29 protein-coding genes are annotated in these 26,625 nt (G+C 65.1%); 13 read left to right on the top strand and 16 right to left on the bottom strand.

What is annotated here, in order from left to right:
- Positions 1-26: 26 nt before the first annotated feature.
- The 3 genes from carB to carA are packed head-to-tail and all read right to left on the bottom strand — an operon-like array spanning position 27 to position 4,812.
- Positions 27-3,350, bottom strand: coding sequence for a carbamoyl-phosphate synthase large subunit (gene carB / locus LRA87_RS06415; protein WP_230630216.1), 3,324 nt, complete (start codon positions 3,348-3,350; stop codon positions 27-29).
- A complete protein-coding gene (locus LRA87_RS06410) occupies positions 3,350-3,622 on the bottom strand; it encodes a hypothetical protein (protein ID WP_230630215.1) in 273 nt (90 codons plus the stop codon). The genes carB and LRA87_RS06410 overlap by 1 nt, the downstream gene beginning before the upstream one ends.
- Positions 3,619-4,812: a glutamine-hydrolyzing carbamoyl-phosphate synthase small subunit gene (gene carA / locus LRA87_RS06405; RefSeq protein ID WP_230630213.1), complete on the bottom strand. Its 1,194-nt coding sequence runs from the start codon at positions 4,810-4,812 to the stop codon at positions 3,619-3,621. Before carA ends, LRA87_RS06410 begins: the two co-directional genes overlap by 4 nt.
- 144 nt (positions 4,813-4,956) lie before the next feature.
- On the opposite strand from carA, the gene LRA87_RS06400 reads away from it, so the two are divergent.
- From LRA87_RS06400 to rpoD, 3 genes are all read left to right on the top strand, one after another.
- On the top strand, positions 4,957-5,409 hold the full coding sequence (locus LRA87_RS06400; protein ID WP_230630211.1) for a GatB/YqeY domain-containing protein: 453 nt from the start codon (positions 4,957-4,959) through the stop codon (positions 5,407-5,409).
- 232 nt (positions 5,410-5,641) lie between these two features.
- Positions 5,642-7,522 (top strand): DNA primase, encoded by a 1,881-nt coding sequence (gene dnaG, locus LRA87_RS06395; RefSeq protein ID WP_230630209.1) that lies wholly within the window; start codon positions 5,642-5,644, stop codon positions 7,520-7,522.
- Positions 7,522-9,558 (top strand): RNA polymerase sigma factor RpoD, encoded by a 2,037-nt coding sequence (rpoD, locus tag LRA87_RS06390; RefSeq protein ID WP_230630207.1) that lies wholly within the window; start codon positions 7,522-7,524, stop codon positions 9,556-9,558. Before dnaG ends, rpoD begins: the two co-directional genes overlap by 1 nt.
- 112 nt (positions 9,559-9,670) lie before the next feature.
- Here the strand turns inward: rpoD and LRA87_RS06385 are convergent, their stop codons facing one another.
- Positions 9,671-10,474: a PDZ domain-containing protein gene (locus tag LRA87_RS06385; protein WP_230630206.1), complete on the bottom strand. Its 804-nt coding sequence runs from the start codon at positions 10,472-10,474 to the stop codon at positions 9,671-9,673.
- Positions 10,475-10,647: 173 nt separating this feature from the next.
- Complete coding sequence (locus LRA87_RS06380; RefSeq protein ID WP_230630205.1) at positions 10,648-11,313, bottom strand: hypothetical protein; 666 nt, start codon at positions 11,311-11,313, stop codon at positions 10,648-10,650.
- 268 nt (positions 11,314-11,581) lie between these two features.
- Here LRA87_RS06380 and LRA87_RS06375 point away from each other — a divergent pair, with 268 nt between their 5' ends.
- On the top strand, positions 11,582-12,562 hold the full coding sequence (locus tag LRA87_RS06375; RefSeq protein WP_230630202.1) for a ferritin-like domain-containing protein: 981 nt from the start codon (positions 11,582-11,584) through the stop codon (positions 12,560-12,562).
- Positions 12,563-12,589: 27 nt separating this feature from the next.
- On the top strand, positions 12,590-13,579 hold the full coding sequence (locus LRA87_RS06370; RefSeq protein WP_230630200.1) for a ferritin-like domain-containing protein: 990 nt from the start codon (positions 12,590-12,592) through the stop codon (positions 13,577-13,579).
- 72 nt (positions 13,580-13,651) lie between these two features.
- Here the strand turns inward: LRA87_RS06370 and rplS are convergent, their stop codons facing one another.
- The 4 genes from rplS to LRA87_RS06345 are packed head-to-tail and all read right to left on the bottom strand — an operon-like array spanning position 13,652 to position 15,420.
- Positions 13,652-14,044 (bottom strand): 50S ribosomal protein L19, encoded by a 393-nt coding sequence (gene rplS, locus LRA87_RS06365; protein ID WP_230630198.1) that lies wholly within the window; start codon positions 14,042-14,044, stop codon positions 13,652-13,654.
- Positions 14,045-14,049: 5 nt separating this feature from the next.
- Positions 14,050-14,775 (bottom strand): tRNA (guanosine(37)-N1)-methyltransferase TrmD, encoded by a 726-nt coding sequence (gene trmD, locus LRA87_RS06360; RefSeq protein WP_230630196.1) that lies wholly within the window; start codon positions 14,773-14,775, stop codon positions 14,050-14,052.
- Positions 14,772-15,155: a type II toxin-antitoxin system VapC family toxin gene (locus LRA87_RS18355; RefSeq protein ID WP_268934834.1), complete on the bottom strand. Its 384-nt coding sequence runs from the start codon at positions 15,153-15,155 to the stop codon at positions 14,772-14,774. Before LRA87_RS18355 ends, trmD begins: the two co-directional genes overlap by 4 nt.
- Positions 15,148-15,420, bottom strand: a complete 273-nt coding sequence (locus LRA87_RS06345) for an AbrB/MazE/SpoVT family DNA-binding domain-containing protein (RefSeq protein ID WP_230630194.1) — start codon at positions 15,418-15,420, stop codon at positions 15,148-15,150. Before LRA87_RS06345 ends, LRA87_RS18355 begins: the two co-directional genes overlap by 8 nt.
- A gap of 55 nt (positions 15,421-15,475) precedes the next feature.
- On the opposite strand from LRA87_RS06345, the gene LRA87_RS06340 reads away from it, so the two are divergent.
- Entirely contained in the window at positions 15,476-16,381 is a 906-nt protein-coding gene (locus LRA87_RS06340; RefSeq protein ID WP_230630193.1) for an NAD(P)/FAD-dependent oxidoreductase, read from the top strand.
- A 142-nt stretch (positions 16,382-16,523) separates the two neighbouring features.
- Here LRA87_RS06340 and rimM read toward each other — a convergent pair whose 3' ends face one another.
- The 5 genes from rimM to LRA87_RS06315 form a co-directional block, all read right to left on the bottom strand.
- Complete coding sequence (gene rimM, locus LRA87_RS06335; RefSeq protein WP_230630191.1) at positions 16,524-17,036, bottom strand: ribosome maturation factor RimM; 513 nt, start codon at positions 17,034-17,036, stop codon at positions 16,524-16,526.
- A complete protein-coding gene (locus LRA87_RS06330) occupies positions 16,990-17,148 on the bottom strand; it encodes a hypothetical protein (RefSeq protein ID WP_230630189.1) in 159 nt (52 codons plus the stop codon). Before LRA87_RS06330 ends, rimM begins: the two co-directional genes overlap by 47 nt.
- Positions 17,149-17,204: 56 nt before the next feature.
- A complete protein-coding gene (gene rpsP, locus LRA87_RS06325) occupies positions 17,205-17,636 on the bottom strand; it encodes a 30S ribosomal protein S16 (RefSeq protein WP_230630187.1) in 432 nt (143 codons plus the stop codon).
- Between the two features lie 38 nt (positions 17,637-17,674).
- A complete protein-coding gene (gene ffh / locus LRA87_RS06320; protein WP_230630185.1) occupies positions 17,675-19,183 on the bottom strand; it encodes a signal recognition particle protein in 1,509 nt (502 codons plus the stop codon).
- 464 nt (positions 19,184-19,647) lie between these two features.
- Positions 19,648-20,238, bottom strand: a complete 591-nt coding sequence (locus LRA87_RS06315; protein ID WP_230630183.1) for a DUF924 family protein — start codon at positions 20,236-20,238, stop codon at positions 19,648-19,650.
- Here LRA87_RS06315 and mtaB point away from each other — a divergent pair.
- The 3 genes from mtaB to LRA87_RS06300 are packed head-to-tail and all read left to right on the top strand — an operon-like array spanning position 20,237 to position 23,084.
- Complete coding sequence (gene mtaB, locus LRA87_RS06310; RefSeq protein WP_230630181.1) at positions 20,237-21,475, top strand: tRNA (N(6)-L-threonylcarbamoyladenosine(37)-C(2))-methylthiotransferase MtaB; 1,239 nt, start codon at positions 20,237-20,239, stop codon at positions 21,473-21,475. The genes LRA87_RS06315 and mtaB overlap by 2 nt on opposite strands.
- On the top strand, positions 21,472-22,410 hold the full coding sequence (gene ftsY, locus LRA87_RS06305) for a signal recognition particle-docking protein FtsY (RefSeq protein ID WP_230630180.1): 939 nt from the start codon (positions 21,472-21,474) through the stop codon (positions 22,408-22,410). Before mtaB ends, ftsY begins: the two co-directional genes overlap by 4 nt.
- Positions 22,411-22,442: 32 nt before the next feature.
- A complete protein-coding gene (locus tag LRA87_RS06300) occupies positions 22,443-23,084 on the top strand; it encodes an inner membrane-spanning protein YciB (RefSeq protein WP_230631167.1) in 642 nt (213 codons plus the stop codon).
- Positions 23,085-23,132: 48 nt separating this feature from the next.
- On the opposite strand, the gene LRA87_RS06295 is transcribed toward LRA87_RS06300, so the two are convergent.
- Together LRA87_RS06295 and pspF are read right to left on the bottom strand one after the other, a co-directional pair.
- On the bottom strand, positions 23,133-23,738 hold the full coding sequence (locus LRA87_RS06295) for a superoxide dismutase (RefSeq protein WP_230630178.1): 606 nt from the start codon (positions 23,736-23,738) through the stop codon (positions 23,133-23,135).
- A gap of 88 nt (positions 23,739-23,826) precedes the next feature.
- Positions 23,827-24,888 (bottom strand): phage shock protein operon transcriptional activator, encoded by a 1,062-nt coding sequence (gene pspF / locus LRA87_RS06290; protein WP_230630176.1) that lies wholly within the window; start codon positions 24,886-24,888, stop codon positions 23,827-23,829.
- A gap of 184 nt (positions 24,889-25,072) precedes the next feature.
- On the opposite strand from pspF, the gene LRA87_RS06285 reads away from it, so the two are divergent.
- From LRA87_RS06285 to pspC, 4 genes are all read left to right on the top strand, one after another.
- Positions 25,073-25,216 (top strand): hypothetical protein, encoded by a 144-nt coding sequence (locus tag LRA87_RS06285; protein ID WP_230630174.1) that lies wholly within the window; start codon positions 25,073-25,075, stop codon positions 25,214-25,216.
- Positions 25,217-25,285: 69 nt separating this feature from the next.
- Positions 25,286-25,963 carry a phage shock protein PspA gene (gene pspA / locus LRA87_RS06280; RefSeq protein ID WP_230630172.1) on the top strand — a complete coding sequence of 226 codons (678 nt, stop codon included), beginning with the start codon at positions 25,286-25,288 and terminating at the stop codon, positions 25,961-25,963.
- A gap of 1 nt (position 25,964) precedes the next feature.
- A complete protein-coding gene (gene pspB, locus LRA87_RS06275) occupies positions 25,965-26,225 on the top strand; it encodes an envelope stress response membrane protein PspB (RefSeq protein ID WP_230630170.1) in 261 nt (86 codons plus the stop codon).
- Between the two features lies 1 nt (position 26,226).
- Positions 26,227-26,604, top strand: a complete 378-nt coding sequence (pspC, locus tag LRA87_RS06270) for an envelope stress response membrane protein PspC (RefSeq protein ID WP_230630168.1) — start codon at positions 26,227-26,229, stop codon at positions 26,602-26,604.
- Positions 26,605-26,625: the final 21 nt, after the last annotated feature.

The following is a 26,625-nucleotide window of genomic DNA, read 5'->3' as shown; positions in this document are numbered from 1 at the left end:
CCCGCACACATTCCATTATGTCGGGATTAGTTGTGCGACTGCGAATAATAGGATTGCAAGGGCCGGACTTCAAGATGCGTCACTCCGATCGCCGCCGCCGCCTGCACACTGGCAGGTGCCGTGGTGAAGTACGGGATCTTCTGCGCCAGCGCCGCCTGACGGATCGGCTTCGAATCCTTCAGGCTCTGCCAGCCTTCGGTCGTGTTGAAGATCAAGGTCACCTCGCCGTCCATGATCCGGTCGAGGATATGCGGCCGCCCCTGCGCCACCTTATTGACCTTCTCGACCCCCAGACCGGCGAGCGCGAGGTAGTCCGCCGTCCCGCCGGTCGCCAGCACCTTGAACCCGCGCTCCAGCAGCGACTTCACCGCCGGCACGATATGCGGTTTGTCGCCGTCCTTGACGCTGACGAAGGCGGTGCCCCCTGTCGGCAGCACGGTACCCGCACCCAACTGCGACTTGGCGAAGGCGGTAGTGAAATCGGGATCGATCCCCATCACTTCGCCGGTACTCTTCATTTCCGGTGACAGCACCGGATCGATGCCGGGGAAGCGATTGAACGGGAACACCGCTTCCTTCACCGCATAATAATCGATGTGGCGATCGATCTTCGGCAGGTCGCGCAGCATCTCGCCCGCCATCACGCGGCTCGCGATCTTGGCGATGGGAACGCCGATCGCCTTGGCGACGAACGGCACGGTGCGCGACGCGCGCGGATTGACCTCGATGAGATAGACCTCGCCGTCCTTCACCGCGAACTGGATGTTCATCAGGCCCTTGACCGATAGTGCATGCGCCAGCGCCACGGTCTGGCGCTCGATTTCGGCAATCGTCTCTGGCGTCAGCGAATAGGGCGGGATCGAACAGGCGCTGTCGCCGGAGTGGACTCCGGCTTCCTCGATATGCTGCAACAGGCCAGCGACGACGACATCCTCGCCGTCACAGATCGCATCGACGTCGACCTCGATCGCGTCGCGCAGATATTGGTCGATCAGCACCGGCGAATCGCCCGACACCTGCACCGCGGTCTGGATGTAATCGTCGAGCTGCTGAAGCGAATCGACGATCTCCATCGCCCGCCCGCCGAGCACGTAGCTCGGCCGCATCAGCACCGGATACCCGATGCGCTCCGCCGCCGCGACCGCCTCGTCGCGGCTGCGCGCGAGGCCGTTCGCCGGCTGCTTCAGCCGCAGCTTGTTGACCAGCGCCGCGAACCGCTCGCGATCCTCGGCCAGATCGATCGCGTCGGGCGAGGTTCCCAGGATCGGGATGCCCGCCTTCTCCAGCGCGCGCGCGAGGTTGAGCGGCGTCTGCCCGCCGAACTGCACGATCACGCCGACCAGCTCGCCGCGCGACTGCTCGACGTGCAGGATCTCCAGCACGTCCTCCGCGGTTAGCGGCTCGAAATACAGGCGGTCGGACGTGTCGTAGTCGGTGCTCACAGTCTCCGGATTGCAGTTGATCATGATCGTTTCGTACCCTGCGTCCGCCAGCGCGAAGCACGCATGACAGCAGCAATAATCGAACTCGATCCCCTGCCCGATCCGGTTCGGGCCGCCGCCCAGGATCACCACCTTGCGGCGGTCGGACGGCATGCTCTCGTCCTCGGGTTCGCCGAACGAGGGCGCCTCATAAGTCGAATACATATACGGCGTCTTGGCGTCGAATTCCGCCGCGCAGGTGTCGATGCGCTTGAACACCGGCCGCACGCCGTGACGGTGGCGCAGCGCGCGCACTTCCTCCTCGGTGACGCCTCCGGTCATCGCGACGACCGCTTCGTGGATCAGCCCCGATCCGCGCGCGATGCCGCGTTCCATGCCGCGCAGATTGGCCGATTTCAGCGCCAGATAGGCAAGCCGCTTGTCGCTGAAACCCATCGACTTCAGCCGCCGCAGCCCGACCGCCTCGATCGGTAGGCCGTTCCTGCAGACCTCTTCCTCGGCGCTGACGATCTCCGCCAGCCGCTCAAGGAACCACGGATCGAACTTGGCTATGGTGTGGATTTCGGCGACGGTGAAACCCTCGCGCAATGCCTGCGCCGCGACCAGCAGCCGGTCGGGTGTCGCCACTGCAAGCGCGGCTTCGATCTCCGCACGTGGCGCGCCGACCAGCCGCTCGACCGCGTTGAAGCCCGACAGGCCGGTCTCCAGCCCGCGCAACGCCTTCTGCATGCTCTCGTGGATATTGCGGCCGATCGCCATGACTTCGCCGACGCTCTTCATCGCCGTCCCGAGCACCGATTCCGCGCCCTTGAACTTTTCGAACGCGAAGCGCGGGATCTTGGTGACGACGTAATCGATCGTCGGTTCGAAGCTCGCGGGCGTCGCGCCGGTGATGTCGTTCTCGATCTCGTCGAGCGTATAGCCGACCGCCAGCTTGGCGGCGACCTTGGCGATCGGGAAGCCGGTCGCCTTTGACGCCAGCGCCGACGAACGCGACACGCGCGGGTTCATCTCGATGACGACCAGTCGCCCGTCCTTCGGATTGACCGCGAACTGGACGTTGGAACCGCCTGTTTCGACGCCGATTTCCCGGAGTACCGCGATCGATGCATTGCGCATGATCTGATATTCCTTGTCGGTCAGCGTCAGCGCCGGCGCGACGGTAATCGAATCGCCGGTGTGGACGCCCATCGGATCGACGTTCTCGATCGAGCAGATGATGATGCAGTTATCTTTGCGATCCCGCACGACCTCCATCTCGTATTCTTTCCACCCGAGCAGCGACTCTTCGATCAGCACCTCGGTGGTCGGCGACGCGTCGAGGCCCTTGCGGACCATGTCGACGAACTCGGAGCGGTTGTAGACGATGCCGCCGCCCGAGCCGCCCATCGTGAAGCTCGGCCGGATGATCGCGGGCAGGCCGGTGATCTCCAGCCCCGCCATCGCCTCCTCGATCGTATGCGCGATCGCCGACCGGGCGCTTTCCAGCCCGATCCTGGTCATCGCATCCTTGAACTTCAGTCGATCCTCCGCCTTGTCGATCGCCTCGGCATTCGCACCGATCATCGTCACGCCGTACTTCTCCAGCGTGCCGTCGTGGAACAGCGCCAGCGCAGTGTTGAGCGCGGTCTGCCCGCCCATCGTCGGCAGCACCGCGTCGGGGCGCTCCTTCTCGATGATCTTGGCGACGATCGCGGGCGTGATCGGCTCGACATAGGTCGCGTCGGCCAGCTCGGGATCGGTCATGATCGTGGCGGGATTGGAGTTGACGAGGACGATGCGATAGCCCTCTTCCTTCAAAGCCTTGATCGCCTGCGTGCCCGAATAATCGAACTCGCACGCCTGACCGATAACAATCGGCCCCGCGCCGATCACGAGGATGGAGGAGATGTCGGTGCGTTTTGGCATTACTTGTCTTCCGAAATCTGTTCGTTGCCGACGAAGCCGATGTTCGGCATGTCGACCACCGCGCTGATCTTCCTGAGCATGCACTCGATCTTCTTATATTCTGCATCCGGATTAGCCTTGAACACGACTTCCCGGCCTCTCAGTTCGACCCACTTTCGCGGTGCGTGGCACGCATCGGCCATCGCATTCAGGCGTGCCTGGCTCATCTGGCGACGTGATGAGGAATGAGGGAGCGTCGCAGCCTGCACAGCAAGTGCGAGCAACGCACTCATGATGCCGACCGGCTAAGCGACCCGACAAACCGCTCGAACAGATACAGGCTATCCTGCGGCCCTGGCGACGCTTCAGGGTGATACTGCACGCTGAACGCCGGCCGATCCGTCAGTTCCAGCCCGGCGTTCGACCCGTCGAACAGTGACACATGCGTCTCGCGCACGTTCGCCGGCAGGCTGTCCCGCTCGACCGCAAAGCCGTGATTCATACTGGTGATCTCGACCGCGCCATCGCTCAGCCGCTTGACCGGGTGGTTGGCGCCGCGATGGCCCTGGAACATCTTGGTCGTGGTCGCGCCCACCGCCAGCCCCAGCAACTGGTGGCCGAGGCAGATGCCGAACAGCGGCTTTCCCGTATCGAGCAATTGCCGGATCACCGGCACCGCATATTCGCCCGTCGCAGCAGGGTCGCCTGGGCCGTTGGACAGGAAGATGCCGTCCGGGTTCTGCGCCATGACCTCGTCGAACGTCGCCTCTGCGGGCAGCACCGTCACCTTCGCACCGGCCTGAACAAGGTTGCGGAAGATGTTGTGCTTGCTGCCGTAATCAATCGCGACGACGTGCGGTCGCTCGCCGCCTTCGTCCCCACCATAGCCGAAGCCCAGCCGCCACGGGCCGCCCTCGCGTGTCTCGCCCCAGGCGTAATGCGTCTCGGTCGACACGCTCTTGGCGAGGTCCATTCCCTCTAGGCCTGGCCACGCCCGCGCCATCGCCAGCAGCGCGTCGAGGTCGAACACCCCATCCGCCGCATGCGCCACCACGCCGTTCGGCGCGCCGCCACTACGGATGCGCCGCGTCAGCGCCCGCGTGTCGATCCCCGACAGGCCGATGCGCGCATGGCGCTGCATCCATCCATCCAGCCGCTCGACCGCGCGGAAATTCGACGCCGCGGTCACGTCCTCGCGCACGATCATGCCCAGCGCATGCGGCGCATCCGCCTCGATATCGTCCGGGTTCGCGCCGACGTTGCCGATGTGCGGGAAGGTGAAGGTGATGATCTGCCCCGCGAACGACGGGTCGGTCATGATCTCCTGATAGCCGGTCATCGCGGTGTGGAAGCACACCTCGCCGACCGCCGCGCCTTCCGCGCCGAAGCCGCGGCCCCAGGCCACCTCGCCGCTCGCGAGGACCAGAACGCCGGTCGCACCCTCAGGTTTGGCGGGCATGGCAATGGGCTTGGCGTCGGCCATGGCTTGGCGGGCACTCCGGTTGGTTTCGTCTATGTCGCTAAGCGGTGGCCGCTAGACCCCTGCCCCCCTCAGGTCAACCGGTTCACGGGCAGCCGTTCCTTCGCTAGGGTCGTCCGCTTCACCGTCATCTTCGAGAGCTTCCCCATGATTCGCGACGACATCAAGGCCGCACAGGTCACCGCCATGAAGGCCGGCGACAAGGAAGCGCGCAACGCGATCAGTCTGATCCAGGCCGCGATCAAGAACCGCGACATCGAACTGCGCACCGGTACCGCGCCCGCCGACGACGATGCGGTGGTGGTCGAGGTGTTGCAGAAGATGGTCAAGCAGCGCCGCGAATCGATCACGATGTACGAGACGGGCGGGCGTCAGGAGCTTGCCGATGCCGAGAAGGCGGAGGTCGCGGTGATCGAACGCTTCCTGCCGGCGCAGATGAGCGAGGCCGATACGGTCGCCGCGATCGAGGCGATCAAGGTGGAACTCGGCGCATCGGGGATGAAGGACATGGGTCGCGTGATGGCGGAGCTGAAGGCGCGGCATGCGGCCAACCTCGACATGAGCAAGGCGAGCGGGCTGGTGAAGGCGTCCCTCTCCTGAGGAAAGGGAAGCCCTGTCCTACGAGGAACCCCTGTCCTACACGGAACAAAGTGGGTACGCTTGTTGCCTACGCTCTTTCCCATCGTCGATCGTTCACGCACCCCGTCCGGGCAGGTCACCCGCCGGGAAGGTGTTTCCGAACCCGACGTAGTGGCAAGTTTGGCAACTTCCGCGGCTTCGAAGGTCGAGATTTGCCGCGCGGCCCCGCTTCGTTCATGGTAGAATCAGCCGCATGAGCCTGTCTCCGCAGTTCCTTGACGAGCTCCGCGCCCGCACCTCGCTGTCGGCGCTGATCGGCAAGACGACCAAGCTGCAAAAGGCCGGGCGCGAGATGCGCGGGTGTTGCCCGTTCCACAACGAGAAGACTCCGTCGTTCTACGTCAACGACGACAAGGGCTTCTACCATTGCTTCGGCTGCTCCGCGCACGGTGACGCGATCAAGTGGATGACGGACCAGCGCGGCCTGCCGTTCATTGATGCGGTCAAGGAGCTCGCGCAGGCCGCCGGGCTCGAGATGCCGGCGCAGGACCGCGCCTCCGCCGCCAAGGCCGAGCGTGCCAAGGGCCTGCACGATGCGATGGCCGACGCCGCGACCTGGTTCACCGAACAACTGGGCGGCATCGGCGGCAGCGAGGCCCGCGCCGTGCTCGCGAAACGCGGCATCTCCCCCGACACCGCGCGCACCTTCGGCATGGGCTTTTCCCCCGACAGCCGCGGCAAGCTGAAGACCGCGCTGAAGGACTATGGCGACCCCGCGCTGGTCGAATGCGGGCTGCTGATCCAGGTCGAGGGGAAGGACCCGTACGACCGGTTCCGCGGCCGGCTGATGATCCCGATCCGAGACGCGCGCGGGCGGACGATCGCCTTCGGTGGCCGCGTCATTGGTGAGGGCGAACCGAAATATCTTAACTCCCCCGATACGCCGCTCTTCGACAAGGGCCGCACGCTCTACAATCTCGACCGCGCCGCCCCGGCCGCACGCAAGGCCGCCCGCGTGCTGGTGGTCGAGGGCTATATGGACGTCATCGCTTTGTCGCAGGCGGGCATTCACGAAGCCGTCGCGCCGCTCGGCACCGCACTGACCGAAGCGCAGCTGGAGCGGCTGTGGCGGATGGTCGACGTGCCGATCCTTTGCTTCGACGGCGACAGCGCCGGGCAGAAGGCGGCGTTGCGGGCGGCGGCGCGCGCGATGCCATTGCTCGGCAACGGTCGAAGTCTGTCGTTCATCACCCTCCCACAGGGTCAGGACCCCGACGATCTGGTCAAGGCCGGGGGCGCGCAGGCGATGGAAGCGCTGCTCCAGCAGCCGCAGCCGCTGGTTGATCGCCTCTGGCAAAGCGAGGTCGCCGCCGGCCCGCTCGATACACCCGAACAGCGCGCCGGCCTGAAGCAGCGCCTGGCAGAGCTCGCCGCGACGATCGCCGATGCCTCGGTCCGGCGCGAATATGAGAACGACTTCAAGAACCGCTTCTACGAACATTTCGCGCCGAAGCGCCGCGTCTTCACCCCCAACGCCCCTCGGCCGCAGGGCAAGCGCGGCAGCGACGGGCAGTGGAAACAGCCGATCGCGCCGCCGACCGAGGACGTAAAGGCGTTCCACGCCTTCGGCATCGACCGCGTACTCGCCAAAGCGGTACTGGCCGGACTGATCCGCCATCCCGTGGAAATCGCCCGGCATATGGAGGTGCTCGGCAGCCTCAAGCTGGTGGGCGGGCCGCTCGGCCGGCTGTTTGAGGCGGTGGTCGACGTCGCGCTGGAGGATCAGGCGCTTGATAGCGCGGCCCTGCGCACCATATTGGCACGAAGCGGTTTTGATTCAGTCGCGAGCGAACTGCTGAGAGCCGATACGATGCCCTATTCGTTCACGCAAAGCGGCGGTGATCCGGACCGCGCCCGAGCCGACCTAGACGAAGCGATCGCCATCATGGTGGCGCGTCCCGAGGTCGATCTGGCGCTGATGGAGGCGACCGCTTCGATGCAGACGCACTTCACCCACGAGGCGTTCGAACGGCAGGTGGCATTGGTGAAAGAGAAACAGGCGTTGGAGCTTCGACTTGCAAATTTGGTGCAGTCGAACGAAGACGCCCGAGCGTTGGGATCCGAGGGCAATTGATGGCGAAAGTTAACGGTAACGGTGGCGATGAGGGTGGTGACGTGACCGACGCGCCGCTGATCGACCTCAATGATGCCGATATCAAGAAGCTGGTCGCCCGCGCCAAGAAGCGTGGGTACATCACCTACGACCAGCTCAACGAGGCGCTGCCGCAGGACCAGATGTCGTCCGACCAGCTCGAGGACATCATGTCCGCGCTCAACGAGATGGGCGTCAACATCGTCGAGAACGACGAAGCGGGCGATGACGGCGACGAGAAGGAGCAAGCCGAGGACGACGAGCCGGAGGTCGTCGAGGTCGACGGCGACGGCACCGCCGCGCCTGCGCTAGAGACCAAGAAGAAGGAAACCGTCGATCGTACCGACGATCCGGTCCGCATGTACCTGCGCGAGATGGGAGCCGTCGAGCTGCTGTCGCGCGAGGGCGAGATCGCGATCGCCAAGCGGATCGAGGCCGGCCGGGACACGATGATCCTCGGCCTGTGCGAATCGCCGATCACCTTCAACGCCATCATCGACTGGTCGACCCAGCTCAACGAAGGCACGATGCAGCTGCGCGAGATCCTCGATCTCGACGCCATGCTGTCCAAGGGTCCCTCGCCCGAGCAGGTCGAGGGTGCCGAGGACGACGAATCGGGCGAGATCAGCGAAAAGACCGCCGGCGCCAGCTTCAAGGACGAGCCCGAGCCCGAAGAGGCGTCGGCCGACGAGGACGACGAATCCGGTGAGCCGCGCGCGCCGCGTCCGTCCGACGACGAGGACGAGGACAATACCCTCAGCCTCGCGCAGATGGAGGAAACGCTCAAGCCTCAGGCGCTGGAGCGGTTCGCCAACATCACCGCGCTCTACAAGAAGTTCAGCAAGATCCAGCAGGTGCGTCTCGATGCGATGACCGCTGGTGGTGAGCTGTCGACTGGCGACGAGCGCAAGTATCACAAGCTGCGCGAGGAGCTGACCGCCGAGGTCGAGAGCGTCCAGTTCCACAACGCCAAGATCGAATATCTGGTCGATCAGCTGTATGCCTACAACCGGCGCCTGACCGCGCTGGGCGGACAGATGCTGCGCCTCGCCGAGCGTCACAAGGTGAGCCGCAAGGACTTCCTCGACCGCTACGTCGGCCACGAGCTGGACGATACGTGGCTGCAGACGGTCGGCAAGCTCGACAAGAAGTGGGTTGCATTCGCCACCAACGAGGGCGAGGCGGTCGACCGCATCCGCGGCGAGATCAGCGAGATTTCGCAACAGACCGGCATGGCGCTCCCCGAGTTCCGCCGCATCGTCAACATGGTGCAGAAGGCGGAGCGCGAGGCGCGTATCGCCAAGAAGGAGATGGTCGAGGCGAACCTGCGCCTCGTGATTTCGATCGCCAAGAAGTACACGAACCGCGGCCTTCAGTTCCTGGATCTGATCCAGGAGGGCAATATCGGCCTGATGAAGGCGGTCGATAAGTTCGAATATCGCCGTGGCTACAAGTTCAGCACGTACGCGACGTGGTGGATTCGGCAGGCGATCACCCGCTCGATCGCGGATCAGGCGCGGACCATCCGCATCCCGGTTCATATGATCGAGACGATCAACAAGCTGGTCCGCACCAGCCGCCAGTTCCTCCACGAGCAGGGCCGCGAGCCGACGCCGGAAGAGATGGCGGAGCGCCTCTCGATGCCGCTCGAGAAGGTCCGCAAGGTGATGAAGATCGCCAAGGAGCCGATCTCCCTCGAAACGCCGATCGGCGACGAGGAGGATTCGCATCTCGGCGACTTCATTGAGGACAAGAATGCGGTCATTCCGGTGGATGCGGCGATTCAGGCGAACCTGAAGGAAACGGTCACCCGCGTCCTCGCCTCGCTGACGCCGCGTGAGGAACGCGTGCTGCGCATGCGCTTCGGCATCGGCATGAACACTGATCATACGCTCGAAGAGGTCGGCCAGCAGTTCAGCGTGACACGCGAACGCATTCGTCAGATCGAGGCGAAGGCGCTGCGCAAGCTCAAGCACCCGAGCCGCAGCCGCAAAATGCGCTCGTTCCTCGACCAGTGAGCATCGATCGGCAGGAGCCACCGGGCTTCTGCCGATCAGCGTATTATTCGCAGTCGATACGCCATTGGCAGAATGAAGGTCGGGCAGATGCTGCCGGCCTTGTTCTGCCAACCTACCGTATGCCGGGCACGTCCATCGCGACGAGATCTACCGTGATCGGTGCGGCATCACGTTGAACCGTCAGGTGCACCGGGTCCCCCGGTCGCAGCTTTGCCATCAGCTTCGTTGCCCCTTCATAGTCGCCGAAGGTCTTGCCATTGATGGCGTGGATGACATCGCCGACACGCATCTGCGCCAGCGCCGCCGGGCTGCCGGCATCGACGTCGCCGACGACGAGGCCTCTTGTCTTGCGGGTTCCATCTCCGGTCGCATCGCTGACCTGATCGGTGCGGAAGCCCAGATATGCGATGCGCTCGAACCGGGTGCCTGGTGCGAACCGACCGCCTGCCAGCGCCAGTATATTGATCAGCCCGTTGAACGTATTCTCGTCTTCGATCGCTTTTCGCACCGGCGTCACACCCGATACGGCCGGAAAGAACCGGGCCGCCTGTGCCCGTACCACCGTACCACCGCGCTTCGCAGCGAGCAGAAAGACGACCTCCTTGCGCACCGGCACCGCCGTACCGGTCGCTATCAGGTAACGCAGGTCGCCCGCATTGGCGCCCGCCATCTGGACGATGGTGGTTTCGCTGGTGGGTACATCGCAGCGTAACGTGTCGCGCATGCTGCCCTTCCAGCGGACGCTCCAGCCGATCTTTTCACACAGGCCCGCCAGCGTCGCCCGCGTGTTCGCCACATCCGATGCGAACAGCATCTCGGCGTCGCCGGAACTCGTAACGACGCGCTTCTTGATCGTCGCGGGCACGGGCCTGCGTTGCGCCTCTGCCAACAGCGGCATGAAGGCCATGGCCATCATGGCAACGGCATGAACGGCTTTCCGTCGACAGTCAGGCATGTCCGTCACTCCCGCATCATCCCGATAGCTTTACGTCAATTCATACGGCAATCGATCGACTGTCCATCGAAATGACGTGTCAGCACCTTCACGGCAAGTCGTTCTGCCGCCTGCCGATCCAGCATCACCACCATTTAGTCGTCGATCTGCCCGAAGGGCAGCAAGCGTGCCGCCAGCGTTCGGGTCGCGCCCGCATTGCCGGATTGGATCGAGGCCAGTATCGCAGCGGCGGCACGACGCATCACGCGATCGAAAGCTGTAGGCGCACCCGCCCGGCTCGCAAATTCGGCAAGCGCGCGCCCCTTCGGATCGCCTGCATCCTGTTCCAGCCGCAACAGCGCCGCCACGCCGGCGTAGATCGCCCGGTTGCCCCCACCCGCCACAGCGCGGTCCAGCGCAGCGAGGCCGACACTCTTCTGTGCGCCCAGAGCCGCACGACCGATCATGCCCCCCAGCTTGAACACCGCACCCATGTGCCAGGCGCCAAGGCCCAGCTGCGGCTCGGGATCGAGCGGCGCCTTTGCCGCGAGCGCCTCGAACATCTTGCGAGCCGCGATCGCATCGGCCCTGCTGCCATTCATCTTGGCGCGATAGCTGCGAGCCGTGGCCTGCATCAACAGCGCCTCCCGATCGCCGGGTGCGTGGGCCAGCACCGAAGCCGCCAGTCGTTCCGCCTCGCCGATGCTTTGCAACGCCGCCGGTTTGCTGCGAGCCGAGAACGATGCCTGGGTCAGGACGTCCCGCGCCGATTCCGCGGCTGCCGGCGCGACCGTCAACGCGGCCGCGGCGAAAAGCGTCATCACCCTGAATATCATGCGCCGCCTTCTCCGGTCCGGTTCGTCGCGGCGAAGACAGCACATTGCCGTCGCCGCGGCAATGCGCGTCAGCTGCTTTGACAATCCCGAACACACATCAACAACTTCGTAGCATCATACCCGTAACATCCTATAAATACGTCATTTATTTGCTGTATCGGGCATCCTTTCATCGTGATGAACGTAACGTTCTCAGGGATCAGGGCCGCCACGCCTGTTGGACCCTTGCCGAATGTCAGGGAGGTTACGAACGATGATGGAGTCAGATCAGCTGATCCATACGATGGACGCGCGCGTCCGGCGCCGTGAAGACCGTCGGGCTTTTTTCAAGACCGCGATCGGTGCCGCCGCTATCGGTGCGACGCTTTCCATTCCACTGGACGCCGCTGCGCAGACCGCGCCGTCGGATGCGGATATCCTCAACTTCGCGCTGAACCTCGAATATCTCGAAGCGCAATTCTACGCTTACGCGGCCAACGGCACCGGCCTTGCCTCCAACCTGCTCACCGGCAGCGGCACGCAGGGATCCGTCAATGGCGGGCGTCAGGTGACCTTCACCGATCCCGTCGTACGCCAATATGCACGGGAGATCGCAGCGGACGAGGTGGCGCATGTCGCCTTCCTGCGCAACGCGCTCGGCACCAGCGCCGTCGCACAGCCGGCGATCGACATCGGCGTCGGCCCCAACACCGCCTTTTCGAATGCCGCCCGCGCTGCCGGTCTGATCGGCGCCGGAGCGACCTTCGATCCCTATGCCAACGACGAGAATTTCCTGCTCGGCGCGTTCATCTTTGAGGATGTCGGCGTTACCGCCTACAAGGGCGCATCGCCGCTGATCACCAACAACACCTACCTAGATGCCGCCGCCGGCATTCTGGCGGTGGAGGCGTTCCATGCCGGGCTGATCCGCAACGCGCTTTACGCCAAGGGTATCGGTGCATCGACCCTGCGCACGGCTTCGGAGTCGATCTCCAACGCCCGTGACACGCTCGATGGCCCTGCGGATCTCGACCAGGGCGTTGCCACGCAAACCGTGCCTTACGTTAATACCGGCGGCACCACCGTCAACGTCCAAGTCAGCAACATCGCGCCGACCGACGCCAACGGCATCGCCTTCAGCCGGACGCCCGCGCAGGTGCTCAACATCGTCTATCTGACCGCCGGCACGTCCGCTTCGTCGGGCGGCTTCTTCCCCAACGGCGTCAACGGCACGCTCCGCACGACCGCCGCCTGACGATACCGAACCAGGGAGAGACCCGTTATGACCGACCAGACCACGATCCTCGACATGATGGAAAGCGCCGGCCACGCCCGCGCCGCCCGACGCCGTTTCATCCGCTTGTGTGGCGGCGCTGCCGCGATGGCAGGCGGCCTGACGTTGTTGTCCGCCTGTGACGACGACGACGAGCAATCAACGCCGTTCCCTACGCCAACCCCTACCCCCACCCCGTCCGCAAACGTCGATGTGGACATCCTCAACTTCGCGCTTAGCCTCGAATATCTCGAAGGTGCCTATTACAACCAGGCGGCGTTCGGACAGCCGGTCCGCGCCGACCTGACCACGGGCGCCGGCACGCAAGGCGCGGTTACCGGCGGTCGTCAAGTGAACTTCACCGATCCCGTCGTCGCAGATTATGCGCGCGAAATCGCTTTTGACGAAACCGCGCATATCCGTTTCCTCCGCACGTCGCTGGGCAGCGCCGCGGTGGCACAGCCCGCCATCAACATCGCGGGAGATGCCACCGGTGCGTTTACGGCGGCAGCGCGCGCTGCAGGCGTGATCGGCGCAACCGAGACGTTCGATCCCTATGCCAATGACGAGAACTTCCTCGTCGGCGCTTATCTGCTGACCGATGTCGGGGTCACAGCCTATCGCGGCTCGGCACGGCTGATCACGAACAAGACGTTTCTGGAAGCATCGGCCGGTATTCTCGCCACTGAATGCTACCATGACGCCGCGATCCGCAGCACATTGTGGTCGAAGGGGCTGACGCGATCGGCGATCTACGGCAACATCACCAAAATCAGCGACACGCGCGATACGCTGGATGGCGCTGGTGACACCGATCAGGACATCGGCAATGCGACGACCGCCAACTTCGTGCCGGCGGACACCAATGGTTTGGCGCTTGGCCGAACCGCGCCGCAGGTGCTGAACGTGGTGTACCAGAACCGCGCAGCAGTCACGTCCGGTGGCTTCTTCCCGGCGGGTGTCAACGGCAATATCCGGACCAGCGCTGCCAATACCTGATCCGCGACCACATCAAAAAGGGCGCGGAGGTCATCCTCCGCGCCCTTCCTTGTATCCGAAGACCGGCCGGGATTACTCCGCGGCGACGGTGCCCTTGGCCGGACGCGTGTCGCGGCGCTCGGCGATACGCGCCGACTTACCGGTGCGACCACGCAGATAGTACAGCTTGGCGCGACGGACGGCGCCCTTGCGGACCACGTCGATCGAATCGATGTTCGGCGAGTACAGCGGGAAGACGCGCTCGACGCCCTCGCCGAAGCTGATCTTGCGAACGGTGAACGACGAGCCCATGCCCTTGTTCGAACGCGCGATGCACACGCCTTCGTAGTTCTGGACGCGGGTGCGCTCGCCTTCGACGACCTTCACGCCGACCTTCAGCGTATCGCCGGGACGGAATTCGGGGATCGCGCGCTTGGCGGTCAGCTTTTCGATCTGCTCGGCTTCGAGCTGCTGGATGATGTTCATAAACTTCAGTCCTTCGTTCGCCGCGCGCCAGAGGGAGGCTTGACCCGAGCGCCGTCATGGCGCTCCCACAGGTCCGGCCTCCGTAGCCGTGTATCGGTCTCGGCCATCGACTTGCGCCAGGCCGCGATCCTCGCATGATCCCCCGATCGCAGCACTTCGGGGATCGTGCGCCCTTCCCATTCATATGGTCGGGTATATTGCGGATATTCGAGCAGCCCCGTTTCGAAGCTCTCGTCCACACCGCTTGAAGCCGCGCCCATTACGCCGGGCAGCAACCGAATGCAAGCATCGAGCAGGACGAGCGCCCCCATCTCTCCGCCGGACAGGATGTAGTCGCCGATCGACACCTCCTCGATATCGCGCCCTTCGAAGATGCGCTCGTCGAACCCCTCAAACCGGCCACAGAGGACGATCGCGCCGGGGCCGGCGGCGATCTCGCGGACTCGGGCCTGGGTGAGCGGCCGACCGCGCGGCGTCATCGCGAGGATCGGGCGGTCGTCGGCGACGCTGTCGACGGCGGCGGCGAGCACGTCGGCGCGCAGCACCATGCCGGCGCCGCCACCCGCAGGCGTGTCGTCGACCGAGCGGTGCCGGTCGGTGGCGAAGTCGCGGATCTGCACGGGGTCGCACGCCCAGCCGCCCTCCCGCAGCGCACGTCCGGCGAGCGACGCGCCGAGCGGGCCGGGAAACATCTCGGGGTAGAGCGTCAGGATGGTGGCAGTGAAGGTCATCGGGTCCAGTTCTCGACGGACAGGCCGGGGATGTCGTCGAAGTCGCTTTCGTTATTGGTGACGACGATCAGGCCCAGAGCAATGGCGTGCGCACCGATCAGCCGGTCGAAGCGCCCGCGCCTGAACGGAACACGCGGATAGACTTCAGCCGCCGCATCTCCGAATGGCAGCACCCTGCACACTGTGAAGAACGCCTTCGTCGCCGCCATAGCTCGCGCATTCGAGGGGTCGACCCCCCGCAAGACCTCCGCATACGTGATGGAGGACGCGGCGATCTCACCGGGGGCGCACGCCTCGACACGCGCCCGGGCGACGTCCGAAAGACCTTCCAACACGTAGATACAGATGTTCGAATCGAGCAGGTAACGCGGCTCAGTCACGACGCAGGAGCTTCCCCTCCCAGTCCAGTTCCCGTGGCTCCATCATCCGCTCATCGCGTGAGAGAGGCTTCAAACCCGGACAGGAACCGTAGATCCCGGTCAGGTCGATTCTCTTGCGCTCGACCGGCGCGGGTTCGAACGTGAACTTTCCCGCCTCCTCGCGCAGGACCATCTCGGCGCCATCGGCGATGCCAAGCGCTTTCGGTAGCCGCAGCGCGACGGAATTACCTGACTTGAACACCTTAGCGCGATATTCGTTACCCATGACGTATCTCCGTATACACGGGATGTATATACATGCTTGATCGGGTGCAAGGCTGATGGACGATTGCATCATCGTCGGCGCGGGGCCGGCGGGGCTGACCGCGGCGATCTACCTGGCGCGTTTCCACCTGTCGATCCGGTTGTTCGACAGCGGATTGAGCCGGGCGGCGATGATCCCGTGCACGCACAATCATGCCGGCTATCCCGAGGGGATCGGCGGCAAGGCGCTGCTGGGACTGATGCTGGCGCAGGCGGAGAAGTATGGTGCGCGTCGTGAGGAAAAGCGGGTCACGGCGATCGAGCGCGACGGAGAGGATTTCCGCATCGTCACCGACACCGGCAGCTATGCGGCGCGGACGGTGCTGCTGGCGACCGGTGTGGTCAACCATCGGCCGAACATCCTTCCCGAGGTGCACGATCCGGCGCTGGAGCGCGGAATGATCCGCTATTGCCCGATCTGCGACGGATACGAGGTGACCGACAAGCGCGTAGGGGTGGTCGGCACTGGCGATCACGGGACGCGCGAGGCGCTGTTCCTGCGCGGCTATACGCGGGACGTGACACTCATCTCGCCCGAGGCGGAGCATCTACTGGATGACGCCTGCGCCGCCAAGCTGGACGAGGCCGGCATCGTGCGGGTGCAGGGACCATGCGGCGGCTGGGCAATCGAAGGCGACCTGCTGGCTCTGGATACGGCGCGCGGGCGGATGCGGTTCCACAGCGTCTACCCGGCGCTGGGATCACGCATCCGCTCGCATCTGGCGGTCGCGGCGGGTGCGCGGGCGAGCGACGAGGGGTGTCTGGAAGTGGACGATCACCAGCGGACCACCGTGCCGGGCCTGTTCGCGGCGGGAGATGTGGTGAAGGGGCTAGACCAGATCAGCCACGCGATGGGCGAAGCCGGCGTCGCGGCGACGACGATCCGGAACCTGCTGAGCGAGCGGCGGCCGATCCGGCGGTAAGGTGCGCCCCTTTCCGTCATCACGGCGAACGCCGGAACCCATGGACATGGATACGCACGGTCGGCGATGATCCGCGTTACACGCCCCAGGTGCCTCCATGGATCCCGGCTTTCTCGGGGTGGCAAGTTGGGAGTACCTCACGTCACTCGACGAAGTCGGCGTTCACCACTAGCCGTTCGGCGCTCCATTCGGGCACCGCGTCGGCGTTCATCGGGATCATGAAACGCTTGCCGTTCGGCCGCTCGATCTCAAGCACGTCACCGGCGCCGAAATTCTCGATCAGCACCACGCGGCCAAGCTCTTCCGCCGTGGTAGATACCACCGGTAACCCCATCAGATCGGCGTGGTAATATTCGCCCTCGCCGAGCAGTGGCAACGCCGACCGTGGGACGGTGAGTTCGGTGCCGCGCATCGCCTCGGCGGCGTTGCGGTCGGCTATCTCGGCGAAACGCGCAATCGTGCCGTTGTTGCCGGCCTGCGACGCCTTCAGCGTCAGTGCGCCTTGGTTGAAGCTCTTGTAGCTGCCGAAATCCTCGGCGAAGACCTTCAGCCGCACTTGGCCGTGGATGCCATGCGCACCGATCACCACGGCCAGCGTGACGCTGGGTTCAGCCGCCGGCTTGTTCGGGCGATCCGTCGCCTCCTGTTGGGGCATCGTCGTCACCTTCCGCGGGCTCGGTGTTTGAAACGCCTTCGTTAATGGCGTCGCTGGTGGCACCGTCCGCGAGATCGTCGGGCGCGGTGCGGGGATCGGGTTCGATGGCCATGATGCGTCAACTCCTTAAGAACGAGGAGGTCAACGCATCATGGCCGGTTCCGATGCTTACGCCTCGGTCGTCTCGGTGGTGGCGTCGTCGGCCGGAGCCTCCTCAGCGGCAGCCGGAGCGGCGGCGGCGGCCGCAGCGGCCTCTTCCTGCGCCTTCAGCTTCTCGGCCCGCTCTTCGGCGCGCTCGGTGGCCTTCTCGCCCGGCTTGCCCTTGTTCGGGTTGGTGCGAGCCGCGCGCTCACGGACGCCGGCGACGTCGAGGAAGCGGGCGACGCGGTCGGTCGGCTGCGCGCCGTTCGACAGCCAATACTTCGCACGCTCGGCATCGAGCACGACGCGGCTTTCCGAATCCTTGGCGAGCAGCGGGTTGTAGTTGCCGATCTTCTCGATGAATTTGCCGTCGCGGGGGCTGCGCGCATCGGCAACGACGATGCGGTAATAGGGACGCTTCTTGGAGCCGCCACGCGACAGACGAATGCTGAGAGCCATGTGATATTCCTTCGTTCTAAATCAGTTGAGTTGAATGATTACTTTTTCTTGAGAAGATTTTCGAAGCCGGGCGGCAGCTTGGGCATGCCGTCCTGACCGCCGCCGAGGCCGGGCAGACCCTTGGGCAGCCCACCACCGGCCTTGTCCATCATGTCGCCGAGCCCCGCACCGCCGAGGGCGTTGCCGAGACCGCCCATGCCGCCCTTCCCCAGCATCGCCATCATGCCCTTCAGCCCGCCCATCTTCTTGATCTTCTTCATGGCGGTGGACATTTCCTGATGCATCTTCAGGACCTTGTTGACCTCCTGCACCGTGGTGCCGGAGCCTTTGGCGATGCGGATCTTGCGCTTGGCGTTGATGAGTTCGGGCTTGGCACGCTCCTTCACGGTCATTGAACCGATCATCGCGTCCATGTGAATCAGCATCTTGTCGCCGCCTGCGGTGGCGAGCGCGCCTTGCGCCTTCTTCATGCCGGGCATCATGCCGGCGAGCGCGCCAAGGCCGCCCATGCGGCGCATCTGAGCGAGCTGGCTGCGCAGGTCGTTCATGTCGAACTGACCCTTGGCGAGCCGCGCGGTCATCCGCTCGGCGTCTTCCTGCTGGATCGATTCCGCCGCGCGCTCGACGAGGCTGACGACGTCGCCCATGCCGAGGATGCGGCCGGCGACGCGGCTGGGGTGGAAGGCTTCGAGCGCGTCGAGCTTTTCGCCCACACCGGCAAACTTGATCGGCTTGCCGGTGACCGCACGCATCGACAGCGCCGCGCCGCCGCGGGCATCGCCGTCCATGCGGGTCAGCACGACGCCGGTCAGCGGCACCTGATCGGAGAAGTTCTGCGCGACGTTGACCGCGTCCTGCCCGGTCAGCGCATCGACGACGAGCAGGATTTCCTGCGGCACCGCGATCTCGGCCACCGCCTTCATCTCGTCCATCAGCGCCTGATCGACGTGGAGACGACCGGCGGTGTCGAGCATCAGGACGTCATAGCCCTGGAGCTTCGCGGCCTGGAGCGCGCGGCGGGCGATTTCGACCGGCTGCTGGCCGGCGACGATCGGCAGCGTCGCGACGTCGATCTGCGTCCCCAGCGTGGCGAGCTGTTCCTGCGCGTTGGGGCGATTGACGTCGAGCGACGCCATCAGCACCTTCTTGCGCTCGCGGCCGCCGACACCCGAGGTCAGCCGCCTGGCGATCTTTGCGGTCGTCGTCGTCTTGCCCGAGCCTTGCAGGCCGACCATCATTACGACGGCCGGCGGCGTGACCGACAGTTCGAGTTCGGATTCGTCGGCGCCGAGCATTTCCACCAGCGCGTCGTTGACGATCTTGACGACCTGTTGCCCCGGCGTGACCGAGCGCAGGACGTTCTGGCCGACCGCCTGTTCGGTGACCTTGTCGACGAAGCTGCGTGCCACCGGCAGCGCCACGTCCGCCTCCAGCAGCGCGACGCGCACTTCGCGCATCGCCGTCCGCACGTCGGCTTCGGTCAGCGCGCCACGGCCGCGAAGGCGGTCGAATACGCCGCCAAGCCGGTCGCTCAGACTGTCGAACATCGCCTCAAGACCCTCATCATACCCGCAACGCAAAAGACGCCGGCGGGCGAAACCTCGCCGGCCAGCGTGCACCCGTGGGCGCGCCATCGATCGCATTCCGTGGTGGAACGTGTGCGGTGCTTACCTTGGTTCGGGGGGAAAGGCAAGGTTCGGGTTTGGAGAAGCGTTGTTCACGCGGAGACGCGGAGAGAAGAGAAGATGAAGAGTTTGCGCGCAGAGGCGCAGAGGTCGCCGAGGGGGTGCGCTTAAGGTGCGTTGCTCCGTCGCCGCGTATCCGCCGTCATCCCGGCGACCGCCGGGACCCATGGCCTCGATCGGGTCGAGGATAGGGATTACCGCAACCGTAGGGGGTCCATGGGTCCGGACCTTCGTCGGGGAGACGGGGGGGGTAGGTCATTGCTCACTTATTCTCTGCGCCTCTGCCCGAATACGCCTTCTTATCACTGCACCTCTGGGCGAACGCCTTATCGGCCCTGCCTTACCAAACCGGCATCCGGTCGGGCGAGATACGCCTCTTCCGCCGCCGTGCACGTGCGACCCAGCGCCGCGTTGCGGCTCGGGAAGCGGCCGTGGTCGGCGATGACTTCGCGGTGGTCGCGGGCGAAGGCGAGGTTTTCGGGGATGCCTAGGGCTTCGAATTTGGCGACGGACAGGTCCTGCATCGCCATGTCCTCGGCGTGCATCAGCGGCATGTAGAGGAAGACGCGGCGGTCGGGCGGGTAGCGTTCGTCCCAGCCGCGTTCGATTGCGGACCGCGTCAGCTCCAGCGCGAGGCCGTCGGCGGCGAAGGCGTCGGGCGCGCCGCGATGGATGTTGCGGGAAAACTGGTCGAGGACGATGATCGCCGCCAGCAATGCGTCGGGATCATCACGCCAGCCCTCTGCCCGGCCGCGCAGGATGCCGTTGCGAAGGTCTGCGAAGCGGTCGGTGATCGTCCGGTCGAGCGCATCGTCCTTGTCGAAATGCTGCTCAGTGGTCATCGCGAACCAGAAGTCGAGCACCTCCGCCGCCATGTCATGGACTTGGCGGTTTCCGTCGATTAGATCGCGCTTCATGCATGCTCCCGCGCCAGAGGTGATTTCCCTCGGCTGCCGTCTCAACATCGCCGAGAGCGAAACGATCCGCACGCTGATCGCGGGGCGGGACACCGTCGTGGTCAATTCCTGTGCGGTGACCAATGCCGCGGTGAAGGCGACCCGCAGCGCGATCCGGCGGGCGCGGCGCGATCGGCCGGGGGCGGAGCTGGTTGTCACCGGCTGCGCCGCGCAGATCGATCCGCAGGGCTTTGCGGCGATGCCCGAGGTCGACCGGGTGATCGGCAACGGCGAGAAGCTGTCCCCTGCCGTATGGGCGAGCGCAGAGGCGGTCGTCGTCGGCGACATCATGCAGTTGCGCGAGACGGCACCGCATCTGGCCGCGAGTTTCGGCGGGCATGCGCGCGCGTTCGTCGAGGTGCAGAACGGCTGCGACCATCGCTGTACGTTTTGCGCGATCCCGTTCGGACGCGGGCCGAGCCGGTCGGTGCCGGCGGGCGCGGTGGTCGACCGGATCGCGGGGCTGGTCGATGCGGGCCATGCCGAGGTGGTGCTGACCGGCGTCGACCTGACCAGTTATGGCCATGACCTGCCGGGCGCGCCGACGCTGGGGCTGCTGGTCGAACGCATCCTGCGCCATGTGCCGGCGTTGCGACGGCTGCGGCTGTCGTCGCTCGATTCGATCGAGATCGACGAGCGGCTGTTCGAGATCGTGACCGGCGAGGCGCGGGTGATGCCGCATCTGCATCTGTCGTTCCAGGCGGGCAACGACATCATCCTGAAGCGGATGAAGCGGCGACACAGCCGGGCGCAGGCGGTCGAGGCGGTGCAGCGGTTGCAGGCGGCGCGGCCGGAGATCGCGATCGGCGCAGACCTGATCGCGGGTTTTCCGACCGAGGACGATGCGATGGCGGCGGACACGCTGGCGCTGATCGCCGATGCGGATATCGTCCACGCGCATATCTTTCCCTATTCGGCGCGGGCGGGTACGCCGGCGGCACGGATGCCGCAGGTCGATGCCGGCACGATCCGGGCGCGGGCGGAGCGGCTGCGCGAGGCGGCGGCGGCCCGTAGGGCGACGTGGCTGGCGAAGCAGGTCGGGAGCTTGCACGATGTGCTGCTGGAACGGCCCGGCGACCGCGGTCATGCCGGCACTTTCGCGGAGGTGCGCCTCCCCTCGCCCGCGGAACCGGGCGACATCGTCAGGGTCCGCGTCACGGCTGCGACAGACACTCATCTCATCGGAACATCGGTATGAGCACCATCCCCACCTGGCACGAACGGCTGCTCGGCGGCTTCAAGAAGACCTCCGACCGTCTCGTCGGCAACCTTGCCGGCCTTGGTGGTGCGCGGCTCGACGAAGAGACGCTCGACGAGATCGAGGAAGCGCTGATCGCGTCCGACCTCGGCCCCGACACCGCCGGCAAGATCCGTACCCGACTGGCCGAGGGAACGTTCGAGCGAAACATGGAGGAACTCGGCATCCGGCTGGTCGTCGCCGAAGAGGTCGAGAAGGCTCTGGAACGCGTCGCAACCCCTCTAGAGGTCAACGCCTTTCCGCGACCGCAGGTGATCCTGGTGATCGGCGTCAACGGGTCGGGCAAGACGACGACGATCGCCAAGCTGGCGCATCTGCTGATGGAGCAGGACTATGGCGTCATGCTGGCGGCGGGCGACACGTTCCGCGCCGCGGCGATCGGCCAGTTGCGGACCTGGGCAGACCGCGTCGGCGTGCCGATCGTCACCGGGCCGGAGGGCGGCGATGCCGCCGGCGTGGTGTGGGACGCGGTCAAGAAGGCGACCGAGACCGGCATCGACGTGCTGATCGTCGACACCGCCGGCCGCTTGCAGAACAAGCGCGAACTGATGGACGAACTCGCCAAGATCCGCCGCGTGCTCGGGCGGATCAACCCCGCCAGCCCGCATGACGTGGTGCTGGTGCTGGATGCGACTACCGGCCAGAATGCGCTGTCGCAGATCGAGGTGTTCAAGGAGGTGGCGGGTGTCACCGGCCTCGTGATGACCAAGCTCGACGGCACCGCGCGCGGCGGCGTCCTGGTCGCGGCGGCGGAGAAATACGGGTTGCCCATCCATGCTATCGGGGTCGGCGAAGGCATGACCGACCTGCGGCCGTTCGATGCGAACGAGGTGGCGCGGATCATCGCGGGCGTCGAGGCGGGAGGGCGGAAGTGACGGCGTCGCGCGCGCCCTCCCCCGGTTTGCGGATGGGCGTGGAATACGGCCCGCTGCTCGTGTTCTTTGCGGTCAATTTCCTGTTTCCTGCCACGCTTGCGATGCGGCTGGTCGGGGCGAGCACCGGCTTCCTTTCAGACTTGGACCGCGCGGGCGCGCTGGTGATCGCCAAGGTGATCGTCGCGACGACCACCTTCGTCATCGCGACGGTCGCGGCGATGATCGTATCCAAGACGCGGCTCGGCCACATATCGCCGATGCTTTGGATATCGGGGGGGTTCGTTGTTGTGTTCGGGGGGCTGACGGTGTATTTTCACGACCCCAGGTTCATTCAGATGAAGCCGAGCTTCGTCTATGGCATGTTCGCCGCCGTGCTGGGGTTTGGATTGCTGACCGGGCGACCTCTGCTGCAAGGGTTGCTCGGCACCGCGTATCCGGGCCTGACCGCAGACGGCTGGCGCAAGCTGACGCGCAACTGGGCGCTGTTCTTCCTGTTCATGGCTGCGCTCAACGAGACGGTGTGGCGGACGACGAACTGGGATTTCTGGGTCGGGTTCAAGCTGTGGGGCGCGATCCCGCTGACCCTGCTGTTCGCATTCGCCAACATTCCCATGCTGTTGCGGCACGGATTGAGCACGGGGGATGAGGTCGCGGCGGACGTGCCGGTCGAGTGACCGGACGATAGTCCTCCCCCGCTGAAGCGAGGGAGGAATACGACAGTTTCAGGCGGCGTCGAAACGCTTGCCGGCTTCGTCCCAGTTCACGACGTCCCACCACGCCTTCAGATAGCCGGGGCGATCGTTCATGTACGTCAGGTAATAGGCGTGCTCCCACACGTCGTTACCCAGGATCGGCGTACCCGGCTCCTTGGCGTCGTCCATCAGGGGATTGTCCTGGTTCGGCGTCGAGGTGACCTTCAGCGCGCCGCTCGAATCCTTGATGACCCATGCCCAGCCCGAGCCGAACTGACCCGCGCCCTTGGTGTTGAAGTCGTCCTTAAGCTTGTCGAGGCCGCCGTATGCGTCGATCGCATCCTTCAGCGCGCCCGACGGCTGGGTCGACCCCTTCGGCCCCATGATCTTCCAGAAGAAATCGTGGTTCCAGAACCCGCCACCGTTGTTGCGGACCAGCGGCGGCAGCGTCGAGATCATGCCGAGGATATCCTCGATCGACTTGCCTTCCAGCTTGGGATCGGCGGCGACGCCTTCGTTAAGCTTGTTGGTATAGGCTGCGTGATGCTTGTCGTGGTGGAACGTCATCGTCTCCTTGGAGATGACCGGCTCCAGCGCGTCATAGGCGTACGGCAGCGGCGGGAGTTCGAATGCCATGGAATAGGCTCCTAAATGAAGGTGGGACGATGTCGTCCCCGCGTTAACGCGACACGTCGCCTAACGCTCCCCACACGTTACGCAAGCGTCATGAGCTACCGGCATTGATGAGGTCATGCCGACGCAGGGCATGACGCAACTGGTCGTAGCTGAGGCCCAGCGCCTCGGCTGTCGAACGCTGGTTGAAGCGATGCTCGGCCAGGGCGCGGGCCAGCAATTCGCGTTCGAACCGTGCCACCCGTGATTTGAAGTCGGACGGACCGGTGTCGCACGCGACGACGGGGTCGTCCTCCGGCTGTTGCGGCGGGGACGCGGCGCTCGAGGGCGATGCATCCGCTTTCGGTCTGGCCGGTCCGCCCCCCGCCCCGCCCGTCGGCCGGAACGGCGAGGCGAAGGGATCGATCTCGATCGCATCGACCGGACCGTCACCGTCCCAGCGATAGACCGCCCGCTCGACGACATTGCGCAATTCGCGCACGTTGCCCGGCCAACGATGCGTCAGCAACTGGTCCAGCGCCCGAGGGCCGAAACCCGGCCAGCGATCCCAGCCGATTTCCGATGCCATCCGCCGTCCGAAATGATCCGCCAACACCGCAATGTCGCCCGATCGCGCCCGCAACGGGGGCAACGTCACCACCTCGAATGACAGACGATCGAGCAGGTCGGCGCGGAATTCATGCGCGTCGACCTTGTCGGGCAGATGTTCGTTGGTCGCCGCGACGATACGGACGTCGACGCGCAACGGCCGCGACGATCCGATCCGCGTCACCTCGCCATATTCCACCGCACGGAGCAGCCGGTCCTGCGCCGCCATCGACAGGGTGCCGAGTTCGTCGAGGAACAGCGTGCCGCCGTGCGCCTCCTCGAACCGGCCCGTCCGCGCCTTGGTCGCGCCGGTGAAGGCACCCGCCTCGTGCCCGAACAGTTCCGCTTCGATCAGCGATTCGGGCAAGGCCGCGCAGTTCATGATGACGAGCGGCTGATCCCAGCGCGGCGACAGGCGGTGGAGGCGCTCAGCGACCAGCTCCTTGCCTGTACCCCGCTCGCCGATCACCAGCACCGGGCGATCGAGCGCCGCCGCGCGACTGGCCCGTTCCAAGGCATCGAGAAACGCCCCCGACTGGCCGATGACCTGTGCCGCTCTTTCCATCGCCAACATCTGGCGTAAAACACCAACGTTACGCAAGCGTTCATCCGTGGTTCATGCGAATAACACACCAGAAACCACGGTTTTTAGCCAATTTCAAAATTGGCACGCGCCCTGCAATGCTACTGGCATACCGCCGCACGGTGGTCACCCAAGGTTCTCAGGGTTCAGAATTCAGGAGGTTTCCATGTTCAATTCCGAGATCGGCCGCAAGCTCGCTACCCTCGTCTGCACCATCCTGTTCAGCGCGACCTGCGTCGCCGGAGCAGTCGGACCGGCGACGGGCGGCAGCCAGACGGCCACCGTGAAGGCCGCCCGCCTGACGGCGTAAGCAGCCCCAAACCGGGGCGGCCGATTTCCCTCGCCCGCCCCGGCCATTGTTTGAGGAGTATCGACACCGATGGGCATTTTCTCCCGCACCCGCGACATCGTCGCAGCCAACTTCGCCGATCTGCTGGAAAAGGCGGAAGACCCGGCGAAGATGATCCGGATGATCATCCTCGAGATGGAGGAAACGCTGGTCGAGGTCCGCGCCAGTGCCGCCCGCACGATCGCCGATCAGAAGGAAATGCGCCGGCACATCAACAAGCTGGACCAGCTCCAGGCGAACTGGATGGAAAAGGCCGAACTGGCGCTGAGCAAGGACCGCGAGGACCTGGCCAAAGCGGCGCTGGGCGAGAAGCAGAAGGCGGCCGACATGGCCGAACAGCTGCGGATCGAGGTCGGCGTGCTCGACGATGCGCTGCGCGCGTCGGAAGAGGATATCGCAAAGCTCCAGAAGAAGCTGACCGAAGCCCGTTCGAAGCAGTCCAACGTGCAGAACCGGCTGGAAAGCGCCAACAACCGCTATCGCCTGCGCGAGATGTATTCGGGCCCGAAGACGACCGAGGCGTTCAGCCGCTTCGACATCCTCGAGCGCCGCGTCGACGATGCCGAAGGCCGCGCCGAGGCGCTGGGACTGGGCGTGCCGAAGACGCTGGAGGAAGAGATCGCCGAGTTGCGGCAGGGCGATAAGGTCGACGCCGAACTGGCCGCGCTGAAGGCGCGTCTGGGTCGCGGCACCGGCGGGGAGGGCTGACATGAACTTCGAAGGAGTTCTGGCGATCTTCCTCGCGCTGATCGGCCTGCCCTGGCTGATCTTCCACTACGTCACGAAGTGGAAGCAGGCGCCCAAGATCACCGACGAGGACGAGAAGCTGCTCGACGAGATGTTCAATCTCGCCCGCCGCCTCGAGGAACGCGTCAATACCGTCGAGCGGATCGTCGCCGCCGACAACCCCGACTTCAAGCCGAGCCTGACGGCTCAGCCCACCACCTATCAGCTCGACCGGAGGAATTGAGATGTCCGCCCGTACCAAATTCTACCTCGATCCGCAGGACGGCAAGTGGAAGGGCGTGTGCGCCGGGATCGCCGATTACACCGGGGTCGAAGTGCTCTGGGTCCGGCTGGGTGTCGCCGCCATGACGGTGATCGCGCAGCAATGGTGGATCGTCCTCGCCTATTTCATCATCGCCTGGGTCGCCGAAGCCAAGCCCAACGGTTTGTACGACACGCCGGAGGACGCCAAGTTCTGGCAGGGCATGCGATCGAACCCGAAGCGTTCCACCGCCGAAGTGCGCAGCAAGTTCCGCGACATCGATCGCCGGCTCGCCGACATCGAGCTGCATTATACCAGCCGCAACACCCGGCTGGCCGAGGAAATCGACAGCCTGCGCTGAGCCGAGCTCGCCGGGTTTCAG

It is taken from the genome of Sphingomonas sp. Leaf37, assembly GCF_920939475.1.
In the GTDB taxonomy this organism is placed as follows: Bacteria; Pseudomonadota; Alphaproteobacteria; order Sphingomonadales; family Sphingomonadaceae; genus Sphingomonas.
The sequence above is the reverse complement of the archived record's forward strand: the minus strand, read 5'-3'. Positions and strand labels throughout refer to the sequence as shown.